Source organism: Chitinophaga sp. SVR4-12A (assembly GCF_056754765.1).
In genome coordinates this window covers 3,378,138-3,400,017 of the sequence record NZ_JBPGWP010000001.1, presented here as the reverse complement: position 1 = coordinate 3,400,017, position 21,880 = coordinate 3,378,138, and the positions used below count along the sequence as shown (strand labels likewise).

11 protein-coding genes are annotated in these 21,880 nt (G+C 49.0%); 7 read left to right on the top strand and 4 right to left on the bottom strand.

Annotated elements, in window-relative coordinates; genetic code table 11:
* Positions 1-52: 52 nt before the first annotated feature.
* The 7 genes from ACR9Y8_RS13800 (at position 53) to ACR9Y8_RS13770 (ending at position 14,614) form a co-directional block, all read left to right on the top strand.
* On the top strand, positions 53-3,421 hold the full coding sequence (locus tag ACR9Y8_RS13800) for a TonB-dependent receptor (protein WP_481213826.1): 3,369 nt from the start codon (positions 53-55) through the stop codon (positions 3,419-3,421).
* Between the two features lie 11 nt (positions 3,422-3,432).
* Positions 3,433-5,091: a RagB/SusD family nutrient uptake outer membrane protein gene (locus ACR9Y8_RS13795; RefSeq protein ID WP_481213825.1), complete on the top strand. Its 1,659-nt coding sequence runs from the start codon at positions 3,433-3,435 to the stop codon at positions 5,089-5,091.
* Between the two features lie 3 nt (positions 5,092-5,094).
* Positions 5,095-8,439 carry a VCBS repeat-containing protein gene (locus ACR9Y8_RS13790; RefSeq protein ID WP_481213824.1) on the top strand — a complete coding sequence of 1,115 codons (3,345 nt, stop codon included), beginning with the start codon at positions 5,095-5,097 and terminating at the stop codon, positions 8,437-8,439.
* A 163-nt stretch (positions 8,440-8,602) separates the two neighbouring features.
* A complete protein-coding gene (locus tag ACR9Y8_RS13785) occupies positions 8,603-9,697 on the top strand; it encodes a DUF4856 domain-containing protein (protein ID WP_481213823.1) in 1,095 nt (364 codons plus the stop codon).
* A gap of 115 nt (positions 9,698-9,812) precedes the next feature.
* On the top strand, positions 9,813-10,895 hold the full coding sequence (locus tag ACR9Y8_RS13780) for an imelysin family protein (protein ID WP_481213822.1): 1,083 nt from the start codon (positions 9,813-9,815) through the stop codon (positions 10,893-10,895).
* A complete protein-coding gene (locus tag ACR9Y8_RS13775) occupies positions 10,885-12,219 on the top strand; it encodes an HTTM domain-containing protein (RefSeq protein ID WP_481213821.1) in 1,335 nt (444 codons plus the stop codon). The genes ACR9Y8_RS13780 and ACR9Y8_RS13775 overlap by 11 nt, the downstream gene beginning before the upstream one ends.
* Positions 12,212-14,614, top strand: coding sequence for a TonB-dependent receptor domain-containing protein (locus ACR9Y8_RS13770; protein WP_481213820.1), 2,403 nt, complete (start codon positions 12,212-12,214; stop codon positions 14,612-14,614). Before ACR9Y8_RS13775 ends, ACR9Y8_RS13770 begins: the two co-directional genes overlap by 8 nt.
* A 175-nt stretch (positions 14,615-14,789) precedes the next feature.
* Here the strand turns inward: ACR9Y8_RS13770 and ACR9Y8_RS13765 are convergent, their stop codons facing one another.
* The 4 genes from ACR9Y8_RS13765 to ACR9Y8_RS13750 all read right to left on the bottom strand — a co-directional run bounded on the left by ACR9Y8_RS13765 (position 14,790) and on the right by ACR9Y8_RS13750 (position 21,811).
* Positions 14,790-17,909 carry an efflux RND transporter permease subunit gene (locus ACR9Y8_RS13765; protein ID WP_481213819.1) on the bottom strand — a complete coding sequence of 1,040 codons (3,120 nt, stop codon included), beginning with the start codon at positions 17,907-17,909 and terminating at the stop codon, positions 14,790-14,792.
* Positions 17,910-17,920: 11 nt separating this feature from the next.
* The gene (locus ACR9Y8_RS13760; protein ID WP_481213818.1) at positions 17,921-18,973 is read right to left on the bottom strand and encodes an efflux RND transporter periplasmic adaptor subunit; all 1,053 of its coding nucleotides are present in this window, start codon (positions 18,971-18,973) and stop codon (positions 17,921-17,923) included.
* A gap of 30 nt (positions 18,974-19,003) precedes the next feature.
* On the bottom strand, positions 19,004-20,377 hold the full coding sequence (locus tag ACR9Y8_RS13755) for a TolC family protein (RefSeq protein WP_481213817.1): 1,374 nt from the start codon (positions 20,375-20,377) through the stop codon (positions 19,004-19,006).
* A gap of 237 nt (positions 20,378-20,614) precedes the next feature.
* Complete coding sequence (locus ACR9Y8_RS13750) at positions 20,615-21,811, bottom strand: helix-turn-helix domain-containing protein (protein WP_481213816.1); 1,197 nt, start codon at positions 21,809-21,811, stop codon at positions 20,615-20,617.
* Positions 21,812-21,880 lie beyond the last annotated feature (69 nt).

Sequence of the window (21,880 nt, the reverse complement as noted above, 5' to 3'; positions counted from 1 at the left end):
ACATCCTGAAGTTATGAAAAAACAGCGACTTGTTGCTTTAATCAGTCATGCAATGAGAATAACGGCCATTCAAACTTTCCTCGCACTTGTCTTTACTTCTTTTACCTATGCCTTGAACGTGGACGCTCAGGGCGTATTAGATAAAGTAGTATCCATATCACGCGACAGCGCTGCATTCAAAGAAGTGTTGACGGAGCTGAAGAACATGACAGGAGCCCGGTTTGTATACAGCTCCAGTACAATACAACCTGAAAGAAAGGTGTCTATCACCCAGCGTGAGAAGCGCCTGGGAGAGGTGCTGGAATCACTCTTCCGGCCACTGGATATCCAGTATAAGATCATCAAGGGCCGCATCGTATTGTTCCGTACGCAGCGTCCTTCCTTTGAAGGGCCACCGGGCAGCAGTATGCAGCTGCAGATGGCTCCCGCCGATGTTGGGGTAAGGGGCATAGTGCTCAATGCTGCAAAGGAGCCGGTGATCGGCGCCACCGTGCTGGTAAAAGGCACCACTGTAGGAACGGTAACAGATGCAGACGGCCGTTTCCGCTTAACGGTGCCCGGCAATGGAGATGCCATCCTGGTGATTTCCGCCATCGGCTATAAAACACAGGAGCTGCCATGGAATGGCAACACGAATCTGGACATTACCCTGCAGGAAGCGCCCAATCCCCTGAATGAAGTGATCGTTGTAGGTTATGGCACACAAAAGAGGGCTACCTTAACAGGCGCTATTTCTTCTGTGAAAGGAGCTGAATTTGTAAAGAGCCCGCAGCCTAACCTGTCTAACTCCTTTGCAGGCCGCATGCCGGGCGTGATCGCCAACAACCGCTCCGGTGAACCGGGCTCTGACGAATCTTCTATTCTCATCAGGGGCATGGCCACCACGGGTAATAACAGCCCGCTGATCGTAGTAGATGGTATTGCCAATGCGCTTGGAGGACTGAGCCGCCTGGACCCAAATGATATCGAAAGCATCTCTGTGCTGAAAGATGCATCTGCCGCTATCTATGGCGCACAGGCAGCAAATGGGGTCATTCTTATCACTACAAAAAAAGGGAAGTCAGGTAAACCGAAATTCAATTACTCTTTCAACCAGGGTTTTGTGCAGCCTACCCGCCTGCCTAAATTTGCAGATGCGCCTACTTTTGCCACTATCCTGAATGAAATAGATTATTACCGGAATCCTTCCGGCGGTATGAACCAGCGCTACAGCGCTGATGAGATAGAAAAGTTCAGGAACGGATCTGATCCTATTCTCTATCCCAATACGGATTGGGTGCGTGAGCTGATCAAATCTTCTGCATTACAAAGCCAGCATAACCTGTCTGTTTCCGGTGGTACGGAAAGTATCAGCTACTATGCTTCTGTTGGTATACGCAGCCAGGATGGCCTGTACCGTGATGGCGTTAATAAATACAACCAGTATAATTTCCGCACCAACCTGGAAGCAAAGGTGAATGATCGCCTCACCGTTGGCCTGCAGGTAGCCGGTCGCCAGGAAGACAGGGTGTATACCGCCAGCTTTACTGCCGCCAATATCTTTGAGTTCCTGTACAGAACTTATCCTACCATTCCTGCCCGCTATCCCAACGGACTGCTGGGCGCTGGTGTGGAACAGGGTAAGAATCCATTGGCCATGGCTTCCCTGGCAGGAGAGAACAGGGCGCCCACTACGGTGTTCAATGGTATCCTCAGGGGCAGCTACCAGTTACCATTAAAGGGACTATCATTAGATGGATTTCTGTCGGTAGATAAAACACAATCCTTTTCAAAAGACTTCCGTCAGAACTGGATCGTATACCAGTATAACAAGAACACACAGCAATATGATCCTGTAAAAGGCGGTCCGGATAAACCGCAGCTGTACGAGAACAATGATAACACCACGCTGATCACTGCGAATATCAAGCTGAATTATACACGCCAGTTCGGCGATCACAGCATCAACTCTTTTATCGCCTACGAGCAAAGCGAAACTAAATATGAAAGCTTCGGCGCCAGCAGGCTCAATTTTATTTCCTATCAATTGCCGGAATTGAGCCAGGGTGGCGCACAGCCAACGGACTACGGCAACAGCGGCAGCAGCTCACGCATTGCCCGCAGAAATTATTTTGGCAGGGTTGCTTATAGTTTTCGCGATAAATATTTAGCCGAAGTGCAGGCCAGGTATGATGGTTCTTCTATCTTCCCTGCAGGCGAACGATATGGCTTTTTTCCTGGTATTTCATTAGGCTGGCGCCTTTCACAGGAGCCCTGGCTGAAACATAACCGCGTCATCAATGATCTGAAGCTAAGGGCTTCCTACGGAGAAGTGGGTAATGACCGTGTATCTGCCAACCAATTCCTGGAGAACTTCCAGATCCAGAACACGGTGATCTCTACGGGAGACCCGGCGGTGAATGCACCTGCCATTCAGTATAGCAGGCTGGCCAATCCCAACATTACCTGGGAGAAGGCCAAAAAATATAACCTCGGTATTGACGCTACCGTGTTTGAAGGGCTCTCCGGCAGCGTAGATGTGTTTATGGACAAACGCACGAATATCCTTTCTTCCCGCAGCATCAGCATCCCCGCGGTAAGTGGTATCAGCAGCAGCCAGATCCCGAATGAGAATATCGGCGAGGTAGAGAACAAAGGCATTGAAGGCAGTTTGCAGTATGTTGGAAAAATCAATGGCTTTACCTATAACATAGGCGGTAACATTACCTATGCAAGGAACAAGATCATCTTTGCCGATGAAGCGCCCAACACACTGCCCTATCAGAAGTATACCGGCCTGCCCATCGGCTCTGATCTTATGTACAGGGCTATTGGCATCTTCAGAACACAGCACGACCTGGATGCTTATCCCAAAGTATCCGGCGCGCAGCTGGGAGATCTGATCTATGAAGATTATGACAAGGACGGCCAGATCACTGCTGCAGACCGCGTAAGAACGCCGCTTTCCAACGTGCCGCAGATCGTTTACGGCCTTAACCTGGGCGCTGGCTGGAAAGATTTTGATCTGAGCATCCTGTTCCAGGGACAGGCCCGTTCCGTACAGTATGTAATGATCGAATCAGGAGAGTTCAGCAGCTTTATACGTACCTGGGCCGATAACCGCTGGAGCCCTGACAATCCCCAGGGCAGCTTTCCCCGGGCCGATTCACGGGCAGGCACCAGTGTGAACGGCGCCTACCGTAACACTTTCTGGCTGCAGAATACTTCCTTTCTCCGCCTGAAGAACCTGGAGCTGGGATATACCATGCCGCAGGCCCTTATTTCCAGGCTGAAATTATCAGCGGTACGCATCTATGCCAATGGCTTTAACTTACTCACTTTCACTAAAGTAAAAGACATTGATCCGGAAGGGGATAATTCCAACGCCTACTTCTATCCGCAGCAAAAGATCTATAACCTGGGTATTAACGTGAGCTTCTAAATTCTACACCAATGAAAAATCAAGGAATATTAATCATCCTATTAATTATATTTACTGTAATAACAGGAGGCTGCCAGAAAGATTTTCTCGATACCAAGCCTACCGACCTGGTTTCAGACCAGGCCATCTGGCAGGATTCGATACTGGCCGATGCCTATGTGGTGGGCAGATACATTGGAGTGGGCCTTACAACAGAAGGTGGGAAACCAGGCTTTGGCCGCGGGTTTGAAGATGCCTGGATGAGCTCTGTGTCTGACGAGTCCATGTGTAATTTTGATAACGACACCTGGTTTGTACAGCAGGGCAACCTGGCCTCAGACAGAACAGGCTGGATCAGCAATATCTGGACAAGGAGCTACCGCAGTATCCGGGAATGCAATTATGCACTGGAGAACCTGGATCATGTACCCGCCAGTGCGGGGAATATAGAAAGGATGAAGGCGGAGATCCGTTTTATCAGGGCTTACCGCTATCATGACCTGATCCGCATCTATGGCGGCGTGCCGCTGGTAGGAGATAAGGTATATACGCTGGAAGACAGGGATTTCACGCCACTCTATGAAAGAAAGAGTATCCAGGAATGCATAGCTTATACCATACAGGAACTGGATGCAGCAGCTGCAGGACTGAAAGGCAAGCCGGTGATCCCGGGCCGCGGTTCAGAAGGCGCAGCACTGGCCCTCAAGGCAAGGTTGCTGTTGTATGCCGCCAGTCCCTTGTATAATAACGATGTGAACGATGTTGCCAAATGGCAGGCAGCTGCTAACGCGGCCAAAGCAGTGATCGATCTGAACAGGTATTCACTGTATCCCAATTACAGGAACTTATTTATCACCAATAATACTGGCGAGGCTATTTTTGAAAGACTGTATTCTCCCACTAACGAGCATACAAACCTTGAACTGGTGAACGGGCCTAATGGTTATGGCGGCTGGGCAGGCAATACGCCCCTGCAAAACCTGGTAGACGACTATGAAATGAACAATGGAAAATCCATAAAAGATCCTGCATCCGGCTACAATCCACAGGATCCCTACGTGAACAGGGACCCGCGTTTCTATGCCTCTATATTGTATAATGGCGCGCCTTACAGGGGCAGGGCGGTAGAAACGTTTGTGCCGGGCGGACAGGATAGTAAAGATGGATCAGAGAACTGGAATACCTCCAAAACCGGCTACTATGTGCTGAAGTTCATTGACGAGAGCCACCCTATCAGAAATGCCAACCAGACCGCTTTCCAGCCCTGGAAGTATCTCCGCTATGCCGAAGTGCTGCTCAATTATGCAGAAGCGCAGAATGAAGCCGTAGGACCGGATCAGTCGGTATACACTTACCTGAACCAGGTGAGACAAAGGGCTGGTATGCCCGATATTCCTGCCGGTCTTACGCAGTCTCAAATGCGGGACAGGATCAGGGCGGAGCGCCGTATCGAACTGGCCTTTGAAGAACATCGCTATTTCGATGTCCGCCGCTGGAAGATCGCCAACGTAACAGATAATGTGCCTGCTTATGGTATATTACCTGAGAAACAGGCCAACGGCAGCATCGTATACAAAAGCATTATTTCCCTTTCAGATAGAAAATTCCAGCAGCGCAACTATTGGGTACCTATCCCGCAAGACGAGATACGCGCCTCGGGTGGCCTGCTTAAACAAAATCCCGGTTACTGATACATGACTAAACATTACTGGTATCTCATATTGTTCGGCTGCTTCGCCTGCTCCTGTAAAGAGGGTAAAAAAGAAATACGGTTCTCCGTCGTGCCAGCGGCACAATCAGCCATTACTTTCGAAAATACGATACAGGAAACGGAGCAGCTGAACGTTATGAAATACGAGTACATGTACAATGGCGGCGGCGTGGCCATAGGCGACCTGAACGGCGACAGCCTTCCCGACATCTATCTCACCGGTAACATGGTGCCCGATAAACTTTATCTCAACCAGGGCAAGCTCTCCTTCAAAGATATCACCGATGCCGCAGGCATTCAAAACCACAAAGGCTGGAAAACCGGCGTAACCATGGCAGACGTAAATGCAGACGGCCTGCTGGACATTTACGTTTGCTATTCCGGTAACACCCCGCTGGAAGAGCGGGGCAACCAGCTGTTCATTAACCAGGGGCAGAAGCAGGGCGTGCCTGTCTTTAAAGAGATGGCCGCTGCCTACGGACTGGATGGTAAAGGCTCCAACAGCACACAAGCCGCCTTCTTTGATTATGACCGTGATGGAGACCTGGATATGTTCCTGCTCAATCACGCCACCATGTTCTACAACCCCTTTTATAACACCGAAAAACTGCGCACGCTCCGGCATCCCTATTTTGGCAATAAGCTGTACCGCAATGACAGCATGCATTTTACAGATGTAAGCGAAGCCGCCGGCATCAAAGGAGGGGGGATCAATTTTGGCTTAGGCATCGCCATCAGTGACGTGAATAACGACGGCTGGCCTGATATCTATGTTACAAACGACTACGAAGAACAGGATTTCCTGTACCTGAACAACCACGATGGCACCTTTAACGGCGAAGCCATAAAGGAATCCATTGCACATATCTCCAGGAATGGTATGGGCGTAGATATTGCCGACTATAACAACGACGGCCTGCAGGATATTATCGTGCTGGACATGCTGCCCGAGGATAACTATCGTCAGAAAATGCTGCGAGGTCCTGACGACTATGATAAATACCACCTGCTGGTAGACAACGGCTATTATCACCAGAACATGCGCAATACCTTACAGCTGAATAATGGCATTACTCCCGCTGGCATTCCGCTGTATAGTGAAATAGGGCAGCTGGCCGGTGTATCCAACACAGACTGGAGCTGGGCGCCTTTAATGGCTGACTATGATAACGACGGGCTGAAAGACCTGTTCATTACCAACGGCATCCTCCATGATTTTACCGACATGGATTTTATGAAGTACAAGGTGCCCGATGCAAGAAGGCAACAGGGCAATAACATGCAGCTGGCAGAACTGGTAAAGCAGATGCCCTCTCTGAAAACGAGCAATTACATATTCCGCAACAAAGGCGACCTCACTTTTGCTGACGTTACAAAAGAATGGGGAATGCAGGTTCCCTCTGTTAACAGCGGGGCCGCCTATGCAGACCTGGATAATGACGGAGATGTAGATTTGGTAGTGAATGCCATGAACGAAGCCGCTGCTGTCTGGGAGAATCATACCAGCGCTTCAAAAGAACAACACTACATTACCATTGCACTGAATGGCAGGCAGCCCAACACGTATGCCATCGGCGCAAAAGTGAGCGTAAAAAGCGGAGCAGGTGTTCAGTGCCAGGAACTATACCCGGCCAGGGGCTTCCAGTCTACTGTAGATCCCCGCCTGCATTTCGGCCTTGGTAAAGATACCATAGTGGATCAGCTGACGGTGCAATGGGCGGATGGCCGTAGCGCTTCCTTTCATCACATTAAACCTGACCGTATTTTTACTATAGATGAAACACAACCCGGGCCTGATACCGCAACGGCTCCGGCCCTTGCTTTCACGCCCTATTTTAAAGACATCACCCGGGAAGCAGGATTGAATTTTACGCAGAAAGAGAACCAGGTGGTAGACTTCAAATACCAACCCTTATTACCTTACCAGTTGTCCTGCCAGGGCCCTCAGCTTAGCAAAGGCGACGTAAATGGCGATGGTCTCGAAGATGTATTTATCGGTGGGCCGCGGGGAGAGGCATCTGCATTGTTCCTGCAAACGGCTAACGGCGCTTTTATAAAAAGCCCTTCACAAGCCTGGGTACAAGACTCTTTATGTGAAACGATCGGCTCTTGTTTCTTTGATGCGGATAAGGATGGTGACCTGGACCTTTATGCCGTAAGCGGTGGCAATGAAGTTTATACCAGTCCGCTTCAGCTGGAAGACCGCCTATACCTGAACGATGGTAAAGGCAATTTTGAAAAAGCCACAGGCGTATTGCCTAAGTTTACAGACAGTCGCTCCTGTGTAATAGCCGCCGATTTTGACAAGGATGGCGATGCTGATCTTTTCATTGGTGGCCGCCTGCAGCCACAGTCATTCCCGCTGGCGTCCCGCAGTTATATTCTCCGGAATGATACCAGGAACGGCCAACTGAAATTCACGGATGTTACAGAACAGGTGGCGCCAGCATTGCGTGATCCGGGGATGGTTACCAACGCCGTATGGACTGATGTCAATAAAGACAGCTGGCCCGATCTCATGATCGTAGGAGAGTGGATGCCCGTTAAATTATTCCTGAATAAACAGGGCCACTTGTCAGATGTTTCCCAAGCCGCTGGTCTCGCGGCAACAGGCGGCCTGTGGCAGAAGATCGTTGCAGATGATATAGATGGTGATGGGGATACGGATTTCATCCTCGGCAACCTGGCGCCCAATACCCAGTTTAAAGCAAGTGTGCAGGAGCCGATGTGCATGTACATAAATGATTTTAACATGGACGGCGTAACAGACCCTATCATCTGTTATTACATACAAGGCAAGAGCTATCCTTATCCCTCCCGCGATGAGCTCCTGGACCAGATCGTGATGCTGCGTAAAAAATATGTGCATTACAGCGACTATGCCAACACCACTATCGAAGATATTTTTCCGCCTGAGGTACTGAAGAAAAGCAAGGTGCTGCAGGTACAGCAGCTGCGCAATGTGGTATTGATCAATGAAGGCAGGGAGCGTTTCAGCATGCGTGAGCTACCCGTACAGGCGCAGTTCTCGGCCGTATTCGGTATTGTCTCCGGTGATTTTGACAACGATGGAAAGAAAGACCTGGTGCTGGCGGGCAACTTTTACCCCTTCCGCGTGCAATTGGGCAGGGAAGACGCTTCCAAAGGGCTGTTCCTCAAAGGGGATGGAAAAGGAGGCTTCACGCCACTGGATTACCAGGCTACCGGTCTGCTGGTAGATGGGGATGTGCGGGATCTGCTTACAGTGAGCAATTCCGGCAAACAAAAACTGATCATTGCGGCTAAAAGTAATGGCGCTGCCCAGGTAATATCCCTTTTAAATCATTAATCTTCAATACATTGAATTTGTTAACCCCAGCTTTTTCCGTTTTTGATCGATAAATTTCCGGATTTGATCGATACTTAAGCCGAAATCTCTCTTCCTTTGCATCCGAGTTAAACGGGATCCCGTTCTGGTTAAAAATTACCATTATCTAAATATTTCAGTAACAGTGAAAAATTTACTCCCTGCAAATGTCGCGGCACTGGCAGTATCTGCTGCTATTTTTATGTCCTCCTGCTCTAAGGATGACAACAAAGGAACACCACAGTACAACGTACCGTCCACCTATTCATTCGATAATGTGGATTACAGCACCTCTACTAACCGGGTTAACATGATGGTTAAGCTGGATGCCTACATGAAGAAAGGCACCACAGTAAAACTGAAACAGGATACCGTTAACAATATGTTCAATAACACCGGTAATCCCTTTGGCGATGCCAAACTGGATGCTTCCGGTTTAACCCTGGCGGAGAAGACTGCCGATCCGGTGCTCTTCAAGAGCTTTATGGACAGCGTGGTGTCTGCCAGCCAGCGGAATGATGTACAGGCTTCAGAAGGTGCAAACGGCTATATCCCCCGTGGTACCGGTAAGATCCTGGTAGGCGCTAATGGCGTTGAATATGGCCAGGCTGCGTTGAAAGGAATGATGGGTGGCCTGTTCTTTAAAGAAGCCATGACGATTTTAAGCAAGATCTCCCAGGACGACAACAATACCGTTGTTCCCGGACAGGGCACTGCCATGCAGCATCATTGGGATGAGGCCTTTGGTTATCTCGCTATCCCTACCGATTACGATTCATCCAAAACATATACATCCGCAGATGCCAACAGGCCCTTGTTATGGGGTGGTTACCTCGCAGAAAGAGGTAAGTCTATCCAGGCCGGTGGCATCCTTTTCGAAGCATTCCGTAAAGGACGTGCAGCTATCGGCGCTAAAGATTACACCGTACGCGACGAGGCGATCAAAGCTATTCAGACTACCTGGGAAAGGCTGGCAGCAGCAGCGGCGCTGGCTTATGTAACGCAGCCGCAGAGCTCCGCCAATATTGGCAACCTGGGCGCCCAGTTCCATGCGTTGTCTGAAGGTTATGGCTTTATTGCCTCGCTCAAATACAGGGCCGCCGGCAGTAAATTATCAGATGCAGACTATCAGAAATTGGTTACGATCATGAATACCAGCTTCTATACGCTGGTAAATGAATCCGGATTCAAAAGCCTGAACGAAGCAAAAGACATTCTTACAAAAACCTATAGTCTCTAAAGACTAATAGCCAACCCTCCAAGGGTTTGAAACCCCCGGAGGGTTTAACAGCATGCTCCTGGTAAGCCACCGGAAGCATGCTGTTGAACGTATTTAAACCGGAATAATTTTTACCATGATAAGGAAGAATATACTATTAGCAGTGTTGATCGCAGGGGTGATGTCGATCATATGCTACGCCTGCAGTAAAGGTGGCGGTGCATCGGATCCCAAGCCGGATAACGGTTTTGATAAGGCGGCTATGCTGACCAATTACGCGGATAACCTGATCATTCCCGGGTACACCGCCATGCAATCAAAAGTGCAGGACCTGGATGCTGCGCTTACAACATTCCTGGCAGCGCCTACAGATGCGAACCTGCAGCAGGCGAAGGCCGCCCTTAAAAATGCCTACCTGCAGTTTGAAAGGGTGTCTGTGAACCAGTATGGCCCCGCAGAAACCTACCTCCTGGGTAATTTCATCAATACTTTTCCCGCCGATACCACTAAGATCAACGCCAATATACAATCCGGAACCTACGATTTTACCAGCGCTGGCACTGTTGATCAGCAGGGACTATCTGCGCTGGACTACCTCCTGGCGGAAAGCGGCGCCCTGAAAAAATTCACTAATGGCAGCGCCGCCGCCCGCAAGAAATACGTGCAGGATGTAATGGCCCGTATCAAAAACCTGGTGGATAAAACCCTGACCGATTGGAAGAATACTTACCGCGCCCAATTTGTCAGCAATACCCGCACAGATGTGGGCAGTCCTATAGGCTACCTGGTAAACCAGTTCGCCTATGAAATGGACCAGCTGAAAGGGCCCCGTATTGGCTGGCCCTTTGGTAAACAATCCGGCGGTACCGTGTTTGCTGATAAATGCGAGGCCTACTATTCCGGTTTCAGCGCAGCATTGGCGGTAGAGAACCTGACCAGCCTGCGTAACAGCTACACTGGAGGGGATGGTAAAGGTTTAGACGATTACCTGGTATCCCTGAAAAAAGACCAGCTCAATACCGATGTGCTGAAACAGTTCGATGTAACGCTTACCAAATTAAAAGCAATACCCGATCCCATGTCTGCCGCTTTCACGGCAAATAAAGACCTGGTAGATGCCGCATACAAAGAAATACAGCTCCTCCTTACCCTGCTCAAAACAGACGTAGCTTCTGCTACCGGGGTACGGATCACCTACCAGGATAGTGATGGGGATTAATATACAACGTCCGGTACATATTGCGCCGCTGGTCACCTTCCGGGTTGCCTTCGGCGCAATGATGTTGTTGAGCATTATCCGTTTCTGGTCAAATGGATGGATCACTTCATTGTATGTAACACCGGGCTTCTATTTTCCGCTCCAGGGGCTGGGCTGGATACAACCACTGGGATCAGCGGGTATGCATGCGCTGTTTGCGCTAATGGCATTAGCCGCCTTGCTGATCATGCTGGGCCTTTGCTACCGCGTGGCTGCCGTGATTTTCTTCCTGGCATTCACCTATGTGGAGCTGATAGATATTACCAACTATCTCAATCACTATTATTTCATCAGCATTATCAGCTTCCTCTTAATATGGGTGCCTGCTAATGCTTACTATTCGCTGGACACAAGGTTGGGTCTCGCCACCGAAAAAACTCAGGTACCCGCCTGGACGATAGGGATCTTCCGCTTGCAGCTCTTTATGGTGTATTTCTTTGCAGGACTTGCAAAGCTGGATCATGACTGGCTGTTTGAAGCTCAGCCCATGAAGATCTGGCTGCCTGCAAAAAGTCACTTGCCGCTGATAGGCCCTTTGATGTACAAAGAATGGGTGGCTTATTTTTTCAGCTGGTTCGGCGCCTGCTACGATCTTTTTATCGCATTCTTTTTGTTGTTCCGCAAAACCAGACCGGTAGCCTACTTTTTCGTGTTGGCTTTTCACCTGGCAACCGCTATGTTCTTCCCGGGAATAGGCATGTTTCCTTATGTGATGATCGTATGCAGCCTTATCTTTTTCAGCAGTGATTTCCATCTGCGCCTATTGGGTTATCTGCCGTTCTTTAAAAAGAAAGAAGCGGGCACTTATGCTTATCCGCCTTATGCGGGTAAGCTGCTGATGGCGATCCTTTGCATCCATTTTGTTATACAGCTGCTGCTGCCTTTCAGGTACCTCTTGTATCCCGGTCGCCTGTTCTGGACAGAAGAGGGCTTCCGCTTTTCCTGGCGGGTGATGCTGATGGAAAAATCGGGGAATACATTCTTCTATGTAAAAGAGCCGGCTACAGGTAAAACATACGAGGTCAATAACAGGGAGTTCCTTACGCCCCTGCAGGATAAAATGATGAGCACCCAGCCGGATATGATCTTGCAATACGCACATCACCTGGCAGCCGTATATGCGGCACGCGGGATACGTCAACCGGAAGTGTATGTAGAAAGCTATGTGGCCCTGAATGGCAGAAGGTCCGGATTATATATCGATTCTACAGTGAACCTTGCGGCGCAGCCCTTTAGCTGGCGCCATTATCAATGGATTTTACCTTATAAAGAGCAACATGAGTAAAATGAGCATGTGGGTATGCCTGGCGGGCATGCTGTTGTTTTCTGTCGTTGGTTATGCACAACAATTATCCCTGGGTGGCAGCATTCAATTGAATGGATCTGCCGTAGAAGGCGCCGCCGTTAAGCTTATGCCAGGCGGCCTCAGAACCAGCAGTGATGAAAAAGGCAACTTCAGTTTCCCCGGCATTGCGCCCGGTAGCTATGAGCTGACCATACAAAGGGTAGGAGCGGAAGAATACAAACAGCGTGTAACGCTGAAGGGCGAGAACCTGCAATTGGTGATCAGCCTCACGCCTGCAAAAAACACCCAGCTGGATGATATAGTAGTATATTCTGCAAATGAGCAGGGCGCCGGTAAGTTAAGACAGGTAGAAGGCACCGCCATTTACGCCGGTAAGAAAACCGAAGTGGTGAACATCGCCAATATCAATGCCAACCTGGCCACTAACAATCCCCGGCAGGTGTATGGCCGTATCGTAGGACTGAACATCTGGGAATACGATGGCGGTGGACTGCAACTAGGTATTGGCGGCCGCGGATTAAATCCCAGCCGCGTATCTAATTTTAATACCCGCCAGAATGGATATGACATCAGTGCGGATGCATTGGGCTATCCTGAAAGCTATTATACGCCTCCCACGGAAGCTATTGAGCGCATAGAAGTTGTGCGTGGCGCCGCCAGCCTGCAATACGGCACACAGTTCGGAGGATTGGTGAATTTCCAGTTAAAGAAAGGGCCCGCTAATAAACCCTTTGAGCTGATCAGCCGCCAGACAGGCGGTTCATTTGGTTTTTTTAACTCATTCAATAGCATAGGCGGTACGGTTGGTAAGCTCAATTACTACACCTACTTCCAGTATAAAAGAGCAGACAGCTGGCGGCCCAACAGCCATTTCAACCAGCAAACCGCTTACATCCACCTGGACTATCCAATTACCAGCAAACTGAAGATAACAGGAGAATACACCTTCATGCACTACCTGGCGCAGCAGCCGGGCGGCCTGACGGATGATGATTTTGAAAAGGATCCTTCCATCTCCGTCAGAAGCCGTAACTGGTTTAAGGTGGACTGGAATCTCTATAACATAACGCTCGATTACCAGATCAATGCCAGCACAAAACTAAACTGGCGCAGCTATGCCCTCAGGGCTGGCAGGGAAGCACTGGGTATCCTGAATTATATTAACCGCCCTGACCCCGGAGGTGCGCGCGATCTGCTGGCAGACAAGTACAGGAACTACGGTTCAGAATTAAGATTGCTGCACCAGTATACGCTGTTCAAAGGGCAAACCAGTTCTTTGCTTTCCGGTGTAAGGGTATATAAGGGGCTCACCTACCGCGACCAGGGAAATGCGGATGCAGGTTCGGGGGCTGATTTTGTTTTCAATCCTAAAGAGCCGGATGCTTCTTCCTATAAATTTCCAGGTACCAACATTGCCGCCTTTACTGAGAATATCTTCCAGCTAACAGACAGGTGGAGTATTACGCCTGGCGTACGCTTTGAATATATTTCTACCAAGTCAGACGGCTATTATTACCAGATCATGCGCTTTGTGCCAAACATAAAAGTGCCTGAACAAAAAGAGAATAACCGTTCATTCGTGCTATTTGGTATTGGTACCTCTTACCAGTTTAAGAATGGGATAGAGCTCTATGCAAACATCTCGCAGAACTATCGTTCTATCAACTTCAACGATCTGCGCGTATTGAACGATAACGCCAAAGTAGATTCCCTGCTGAAAGATGAAACAGGCTTTACTGCAGACGGTGGTGTACGCGGTAAGCTCAATGACTGGTTATATTTTGATGCCAGTGTTTTCTTACTCCGCTATAATGACCGTATCGGTTCTATCTACACCAAAGACCAGGACAACCTGGTGTATCGCCTGCGTACCAATGTGGCCGATAGCCGCAACATCGGTTTTGAAAGCATGATAGAAGCTGATCTGCTGAAGCTGTTGTCTGAAGGCAGGTCGCAACACAGGTTATCGGTTTATACGAACTTTGCCCTGATCGACGCCCGCTACATTAACACAGAAGAAACTGCTATTAAAGATAAGCTGGTAGAATACGTGCCGCCGGTATTGATCAGGACCGGTGTATCATTCGGCAATAAAAGGTATAACATCACTTACCAGTACTCGTATGTAGGTAAACAATATTCAGATGCTACCAATGCGGAGTTTACGCCTACTGCGGTAGATGGGGTGGTGCCAGCCTACCAGGTGATGGATTTGAGCCTCAGCTATCAATGGAGGTGCTTCGGTATTTTTGGCAGCATCAACAATGTGGCTAATAGTAAGTATTTCACCAGAAGGGCCGACGGCTATCCAGGCCCCGGTATTATACCTTCTGATAGAAGGGGATATTATCTGACGCTACAGGTGAAGATATAAAAATTTAAGGGCTGACCAAAAGTAAACAATGCTCATACTATTTTAACAGTCTTCTCCAAGCTTCCTATATGCTTTCTCCATGCTTTCTCTATGCTTTCAGTATGCTTCGGGCGATATTGTTAAAATAGTATCAGTCGTCACTTTTTTGGTCAGCCCTTTTAATTCAAAAGGGTTTTTATCCCAGTGCTGTTTCCGGCACTGCTATCACCTTCCTGCTATCAAACCTTCCCTTAATTTTATCAATGATCACGTACATTACGGGTACCACTACCAGTGTCAATAACATAGAGCTGGTTAAGCCGCCTATCAGTGCCCAGGCCATCCCGTTCTTCCATTCTGCGCCTGCTCCACTTGCCAATGCTAATGGCAGCATGCCTATCACCATGGCGATGGTGGTCATTAATATAGGCCGTAACCTTGTTCTTCCTGATGCTATCAGCGCGTCCAGTACCGGGTATCCCTGCTCTTTCAGCTGGTTGGTATAATCTACCAGCAGTATCGCATTCTTGGCCACCAGGCCTATCAGCATGATAATACCCAGCAGGGAGAAGATATTGAGCGACTGCATCGTCATGGCCAGTGCCAGTAACGCGCCCACAATGGCCACCGGGATGGAGAACAGTACCACAAAAGGATAAATGTAGGAATTGTACAGCGCCACCATGATCAGGTAAACAAAAACGATAGACGCTATCAATGCATAACCCATACTGCCGAATGCTTCCTTCTGTGTTTTCATATCGCCTTCATACTCTACGGAAATACCTGCAGGTAAAGGATCTTTCTCAATCGCCTGCTGGATCTCTTCACCCACAGTACCATGCGGACGGCCTACCACCTGGCTGGACACCGTCACAGCACTGATCCTGTCTTTACGTTCCAGCCTGGCAGGACCGATGGTTCTTTCAATGCTGGCAAACTGGTTTAGCCGGATGGTTTGCCCTGTAGCATTCACAAAAGACAATTGCTCCAGGTCATTCACAGATTCACGGTCAAATGCATCCAGTCTTACAGTGATGTCATAATCATATTGTCCTTCTGAAAGCTCGGAATCACTATTACCACTAAACGCTATTTTAATAACATTGCCTACCTGGTCCATACGAAGGCCCAATGCCATCATCTTTTCCTTATCTATTCGTACGCTTACTTCCGGCTTATCATTTTCAATAGATATTTTGGGGTCGGAGGTGCCGGGTACCGCTTTGATCTTTTGCAATACGGTATCGGCGAAACTCAGCAGCTGTGCAACATTATCGCCACCGCTTAACACTACCTGTATCGGCGCTTCACTGGTGCTGCCCATAATATCTACGTTGCTGATCTCTATCTTGGCGCCCTGGATATGTTCCTGCAATTCTTTCCTGATGTGCTGGGAGAACTCTTCTGTAGTGATGGGCCGTTTGCTTTTATCTACGAGGTTGACGCTGATCTCCGACTTATGTTTTTCTCCCTGCGCGGCAAACTGGTTGTCGCTTTTACCCATGGAAGAAAATACGCTTACCACTTCCGGTTTGGTTAGAATATATCTTTCCACTTCCTGTGTTTTACGGTTGGTTTGCTCAATGGTGGCATCTTTGGGTAGCTCCACATTTACTACCAGCTCACCGCGGTCGCCCATGTTTACAAACTCGTTGCCAATAAAGCCAAAACCTACCAGGCTTAATGATCCTGCCAATAATGTGACAGTAATCAGCAGTATCCAGCGTTTATGACCCAGGCTCCATTTCAGCAGCTGACTGTAATTTTCCGTCAGCTCATTGATCTTCTTTTCCACGTAGAGGATGATACGGCCACCAAGCCTTTTGGGGCTGGGGTGCGTAAGCTTCCCGAAACGGGATACCAGCAGCGGCGTCAATGTGAAACACACAAAGAGGCTCATCAGGGTAGATACTACCACCACCAGGGAAAACTGCTGTAAGATGCCTGCTATCAATCCATCCACCATGGTAATGGGAAGGAAAACCACCACGTCTACCAGCGTGATGGACACGGCCGTAAAGCCGATCTCCTGCCTTCCTTCCAGTGCGGCCCGCCGTTTATCCTTCCCCATTTCCATGTGCCTTTGTATATTCTCCAGTACTACTATACTATCATCTACCAGGATGCCTACTACCAGCGAGAGGGCCAGTAAGGTCATCAGGTTAAAAGTGAAACCAAACAAATGAATGCCGATAAAGGTAGTCACCAGCGAGGCGGGGATGGCGATCATCACAATCACCGCATTACGCAGGCTGTGGAGGAACACCAGCATTACCAGGGCCACGAGCACAATAGCCAGTACCAGGTCATGGTTCACCGCTTCTGCGGCTTTCAGGGTGAACTCTGAAGAGTCTTGTGCAATGGCGAATTTCAATCCGCTGGCGGCATATTCTTTTTCCAGCTGCTTAGCTTCTGCTCTCACCTGTTTGCTCACCTCTACGGCGTTGGCATCCGTTTGTTTATATATCAACAGGCCTATCGCAGTATTGGCATTGTAACGGCTCACGGTTTCAGTTTCCCTGATACCATCAATGACTACTGCTACATCTTTCAGGTAAATGCTGCGGTCGCCCTGGTGACTGATCACCACATCTTCAATGTCACCGGGGCTCTTGAATTTACCTGCCAGGCGAATGGTGGTTTCATTGCTGTTGTTCTTTACAGCGCCCGCCGGGAAATCCAGGTTAGAACTCTCAATGGCTTTCAGCACCTGGTTGGCATCCAAGCCGAATGATTCAATCTTCCTCCTGTCTATATTCACCCTGATCTGTCTTTCTTCGCCGCCCATGATACCCACATTGGCCACGCCACCCAGTTTGGAGAGCAGCGGTACAATACGTTGCTTCACTACATCATACAAAGCCCGGTTATCTGTTTTGGCGGCTACCGACATTTTCATGATCGGGGCCTCATCTACGGAGAACTTTGAGATCACCGGTTCTTTCGCGTCTTCAGGCAGTTTGGAAGCAATAGCGTTCACCTTCCGTTGCGCGTCCTGCATGGCCTGGTCTATATCCACGTCTGCCTTGAATTCTATGATCACGGTGGATTGTCCTTCCATGGATTTAGACTTGATATTATCCAGCTTTTCCAGTGATGAGATGGCATCCTCTACTTCCTTTGTAACGGAGTTCTCTACCTCCGAAGGCGCAGCGCCAGGATATGAAGTGCTCACGGTGATCACCTGCCTGGACATCTTAGGCAGCAGTTCATAGCCGATGGAAAAATAACTTACAATGCCTACCAGCGCCAGTACGGTGAAGATCACCACTACCAGGGTTGGCCGTTTTATTGATAATGCTGTTAATGACATACAAATGTGTTTTATTGGTTGATTGAAATAGCGCTACCATCTTCCAGGTTCAGCTGTCCGGAGCTCACTACGCGGTCTCCCGCCTGTAGTCCTTCCAATACCTGTACCTGCCGGGTGGTAACAATACCTGTTTTAATACTGCGCAGCGCCGCTTTATTTCCATTGACCACATATACTTTGGCACCTTTAGCGCTGGCTACCAGGGCACTTACCGGGATGCTAAGTCCCTGCGCTGTTGCACCTGAGAAGAAGCTTACACTGGCCAGTATACCTGCTTTCAGCTTTTCCTCATCTGTGTTCGTGAAGCTGATCTCTGCCAGGAACTTGCCCGATGCATCTGCTTTATCGCTGATCATGCTTACATATCCTTTCTTAGGATGGGCAAGCACTACCGTGCTGATGCTGACAGTATCACCTGTTTTCACCTTGAATGCTTCCTGCTCCGAAAGGAATACATTGATCTTTAAGGAAGAGTTATCGATCAGCTGCGCCAGGGTGGTACCGAATGATACATAAGACCCTAATTCAGCGGTCACGTTCTCTATCTTACCATTAAAGGGAGAGCGGATCTGCATATGGGCGATCTGCTGCAGTATTTCCTTTTGTTGCGCCAGCAGCGAAGTGTATTGCAGTTTCACGCTTTCCAGCTGCATCTGGCTGGCTCCGCCCATGGTCATCAGGTGGGTGTAGCGGTCTATATCGAGTTGGGCTTTTGCAATGGATGAGGCGATGCTGGCCAGTTGTGCATTGTATACGCTGGCATCCAGCTGTGCGATCACCTGTCCGCTTCTGACAAGATCCCCGTTATTTATATAGAGGCCCGTCAGTTTGCCCTGTACTTCAGAAGCGATCTTTACTTCCCTGGCGGGCGAAGTGGTGCCGTTAATACTGAAAGCGGTGTTGAAGGCTTCCAGTTTCACTTCATGCACTTTCACGGGAACCACCGCGACGTCCTTTACCGGGCTGGCCGCTTTATCGATCTTGGCTTTGTTATTTGCCAGTACAACTACAATACTGCCTGTAAGTAATATGCCTGTTGCAATGCGTATTATTTTCTTTTTCATATCAAATATTTTTAAAGATGATGATGTTGTTTAAAGCGTGTTTAAGAATTCCGTTAATAAAGTGCCGTTGGCCTTGTGTGCTTTTACCAGGCTGGTTTGCACATTGATCAGCGCCTGTACGTGCAGGTTGCGCGACTGGCTCAGCTCTCTTTCCGCATCCAGCAGCTCGATCAGCGTGGTTACGCCTTCAGCATACAATCCCTTTCTTGACTTGTACACGTTTTCCGCCAGTACCAGGTTATCCTGTGTGATCTGTACCTGCTGCCGGTCATTATTCAGCGTAGTGCTGGCGGCTGTCCATTCTGTAGTGGCCAGCGCTTGTTGCTGCTCGTGCCTGAACTCCAGCTGTTTGAGCTCTGATTCTGCCAGGCGCTGACGGCTCTTCCGGCGATGCCCGTCAAACAGTGGGATCGTGGTGCTGATGCCTATTGTTGAACTTTTAAACCAGTAGTCATTTTTAAATGCGTCAGCAGCGTTATTGTACTGTGATTGATAATTGAAGCGGAAGTAGGCATTCACCACCGGTTCTTTTTCAGACTTGATCTTTTTGATGTCCAGCTCTTTTGACTGGATCAGCTGGCGGTACAGGTGAATATCTTCCCTGGTCCACAGCTGCGCCCCACCGGCTTGCAATTCCGGCGCGCTCCTGTTGATGTCCTCCCGGATATTCACCACCGCGTCTGCAGGTAATCCCAGCTGGTACTTGAAGTAAGCCAGTTGTTCCTTGTACTGGGATTGCAGCTGGTTTAACTGTGACCGAATGTTGGCTGCGTTGATCTGCAGGGATTCGTAATCAATGCGTTTCAGTACTCCGCTCTCGTATTGCGCTTTGGCAATCGCCTCGATCTCGCGAATGTTCTCATGATCTTTGGTAGTGGTCCGGATCATGGCGATATTGGCCTGCAGCTCATACCAGGCGGTAGCCACCTTGTAAACCAGGTCTTCTTTAGAAAGCTGGTACCTGGTATCTGTAATTTTGGTGTTCAGCTCAGCAGATGCCACCTGGTAGCGGCTGCTCCTGCGATAAAGGGCCTGGTTAGCTTCCACACCTGATCCCATATTATACCGGGTGCCAAACTGCACCGGTATAAAATCTTTGGAAGGTTGCCCCGCAATTTCTCCGGGCAGCATCTGGGATGCAATCGCCGGGTTGTACTCTGTTTTACTGTTGAAATTTACCTGGGGGCGCAGATCAGCGCGGGCTACACCTACCTGATGCCCGGCAATTTGTTTGTTAATGCTGTCGGCTTTTAACGATGGATTAAAGGCCAGCGCCATCTCAATAGCTTTGCTGATAGTAAGAGTGGTTGACTGTGGTTGTGACTGTGCGCTTGCCCGAATGCTTGCTATAGATATCATTAAAAATATCGGCATACCCACCAGCCATCTTCTCCTTTTGTGCATAAAAAATGTTGTTTTAACGATTTGAAAAATTTGATTGACAGCACAAAATTGCGGTGGCGGGAAGGCGCTACTGTTCCATTTCGCTAATCCGAACCTGCCGGAGGGCCGGGTACTGGTTCGGATCATTCAATTGATAGATCCGAACGTATTAAGGCATTGAAATTCAGTGAGAATCGTAAAGCGGAAGAGGGGCGTTCGGATTTATAAATCCGTACTTTGAACAGGGAAAATGTGGTTTCAGGCGGTCAGGGCAGCCTGTTTTTGAAGGTCACGGTAAGCGGTAGGGGTCAGCCCGGTAAATTTTTTGAAGACCGTATTAAAGGTTGTTTTGGAATTGAAGCCGGCTTCAAACCCAACGGACAGGATGGTATACTGCTGGCTGGATGCTTCGGCCAGGAGCCGTTTGGCTTCTTCTACACGGTAATTATTAATAAGGTCATAGAAGTTTTTCTTCAGGCCGTCATTAATGGCCTGGGATAATACATAGGGTGGCAGGTCCAGCCGGTCTGCCAGCTGTTGCAGGGTAAGCTCCGTTTCCTGGTACAATTTCTCCGACTCTACTACATGGATGATCCTGCCAACGATCTCTTCGATCCGGCTTTCACTAAGGCCGGTTTTACGCCGCAGCTTATCCTGGTAGGGCGCTTCTTCCAGGTGCTCCGCCTGCTCGATCGCTGCTTCCAGGGTTTCCTTGCTTTTGTTGGGCATCAGCTGCCACAGGGTGATCTGGCCCATGCCCCTGATGGTTGCCAGGTAGATATAAATGGTGATGGCTGCTCCTATAGACAATAGCCACAGGCTGAAGTTTTCAGGGTACCGCTGGATCATGATGTAAAAGAAGATAGTAGTCAGCACGATCACCAGGAAGCCGTTGATCAGGTACCTTACCCAGGCCAGGTTAATACGGCTGGTCTCTGAGAACAGGTGCTGGATAGACCGCTGATAGCTGTTGAGCGCCCGCAGGGAGAGATAATAATATAAGAGGCGCTGTGAAAAGCGGATGCAAATGGGGATATAGGACAAGGGATCCCTGAGCGCTGCCTCCGGTACCTTTGTTGAAACGGGATATTTGTTGCCCACTACGATATAAGCCCAGACAGCAATGCCCACAAATACCGGGAAGGGTATAAAGTGCGGCCAGGCCTTTCGCCAGCTGATTTCTTCCTTAAAGCTGCGAACATACAGGTACAGTAAGGGGGCGGAAACGACCGTAAAGGGCTCTATCCAGATGACGAACTGCCAGGAGAACAATTGCTGCCCGATAGGAATAAGCAGCGGTATACACAGAAAAAAGATAAAGAGAGCGAGGAAGCGGTTCACTGACCGGTCGCTTTTGGGATGAAAGTAAAGAAGGTTAGCCAGCAGGAAGCCCTGCAACATTCCAACGCCTGAAATGAAAAGGAGCAGATTTTCGGGGATGGTGAGCAGTGGCATGGCAGGGGTGTTTAGCTGGTAATACCGCGATATAATTTAATAAAATCATACAGCATGAGCAAGAATTTT

Coding starts and splice junctions, on each gene's coding strand:
- ACR9Y8_RS13760 (WP_481213818.1), bottom strand. CDS start 18,973: ATGAAAAAGAAAATAATACGCATTGCAACAGGCATATTACTTACAGGC.
- ACR9Y8_RS13775 (WP_481213821.1), top strand. CDS start 10,885: ATGGGGATTAATATACAACGTCCGGTACATATTGCGCCGCTGGTCACC.
- ACR9Y8_RS13800 (WP_481213826.1), top strand. CDS start 53: ATGAGAATAACGGCCATTCAAACTTTCCTCGCACTTGTCTTTACTTCT.
- ACR9Y8_RS13790 (WP_481213824.1), top strand. CDS start 5,095: ATGACTAAACATTACTGGTATCTCATATTGTTCGGCTGCTTCGCCTGC.
- ACR9Y8_RS13755 (WP_481213817.1), bottom strand. CDS start 20,377: ATGCACAAAAGGAGAAGATGGCTGGTGGGTATGCCGATATTTTTAATG.
- ACR9Y8_RS13795 (WP_481213825.1), top strand. CDS start 3,433: ATGAAAAATCAAGGAATATTAATCATCCTATTAATTATATTTACTGTA.
- ACR9Y8_RS13750 (WP_481213816.1), bottom strand. CDS start 21,811: ATGCCACTGCTCACCATCCCCGAAAATCTGCTCCTTTTCATTTCAGGC.
- ACR9Y8_RS13770 (WP_481213820.1), top strand. CDS start 12,212: ATGAGTAAAATGAGCATGTGGGTATGCCTGGCGGGCATGCTGTTGTTT.
- ACR9Y8_RS13765 (WP_481213819.1), bottom strand. CDS start 17,909: ATGTCATTAACAGCATTATCAATAAAACGGCCAACCCTGGTAGTGGTG.
- ACR9Y8_RS13780 (WP_481213822.1), top strand. CDS start 9,813: ATGATAAGGAAGAATATACTATTAGCAGTGTTGATCGCAGGGGTGATG.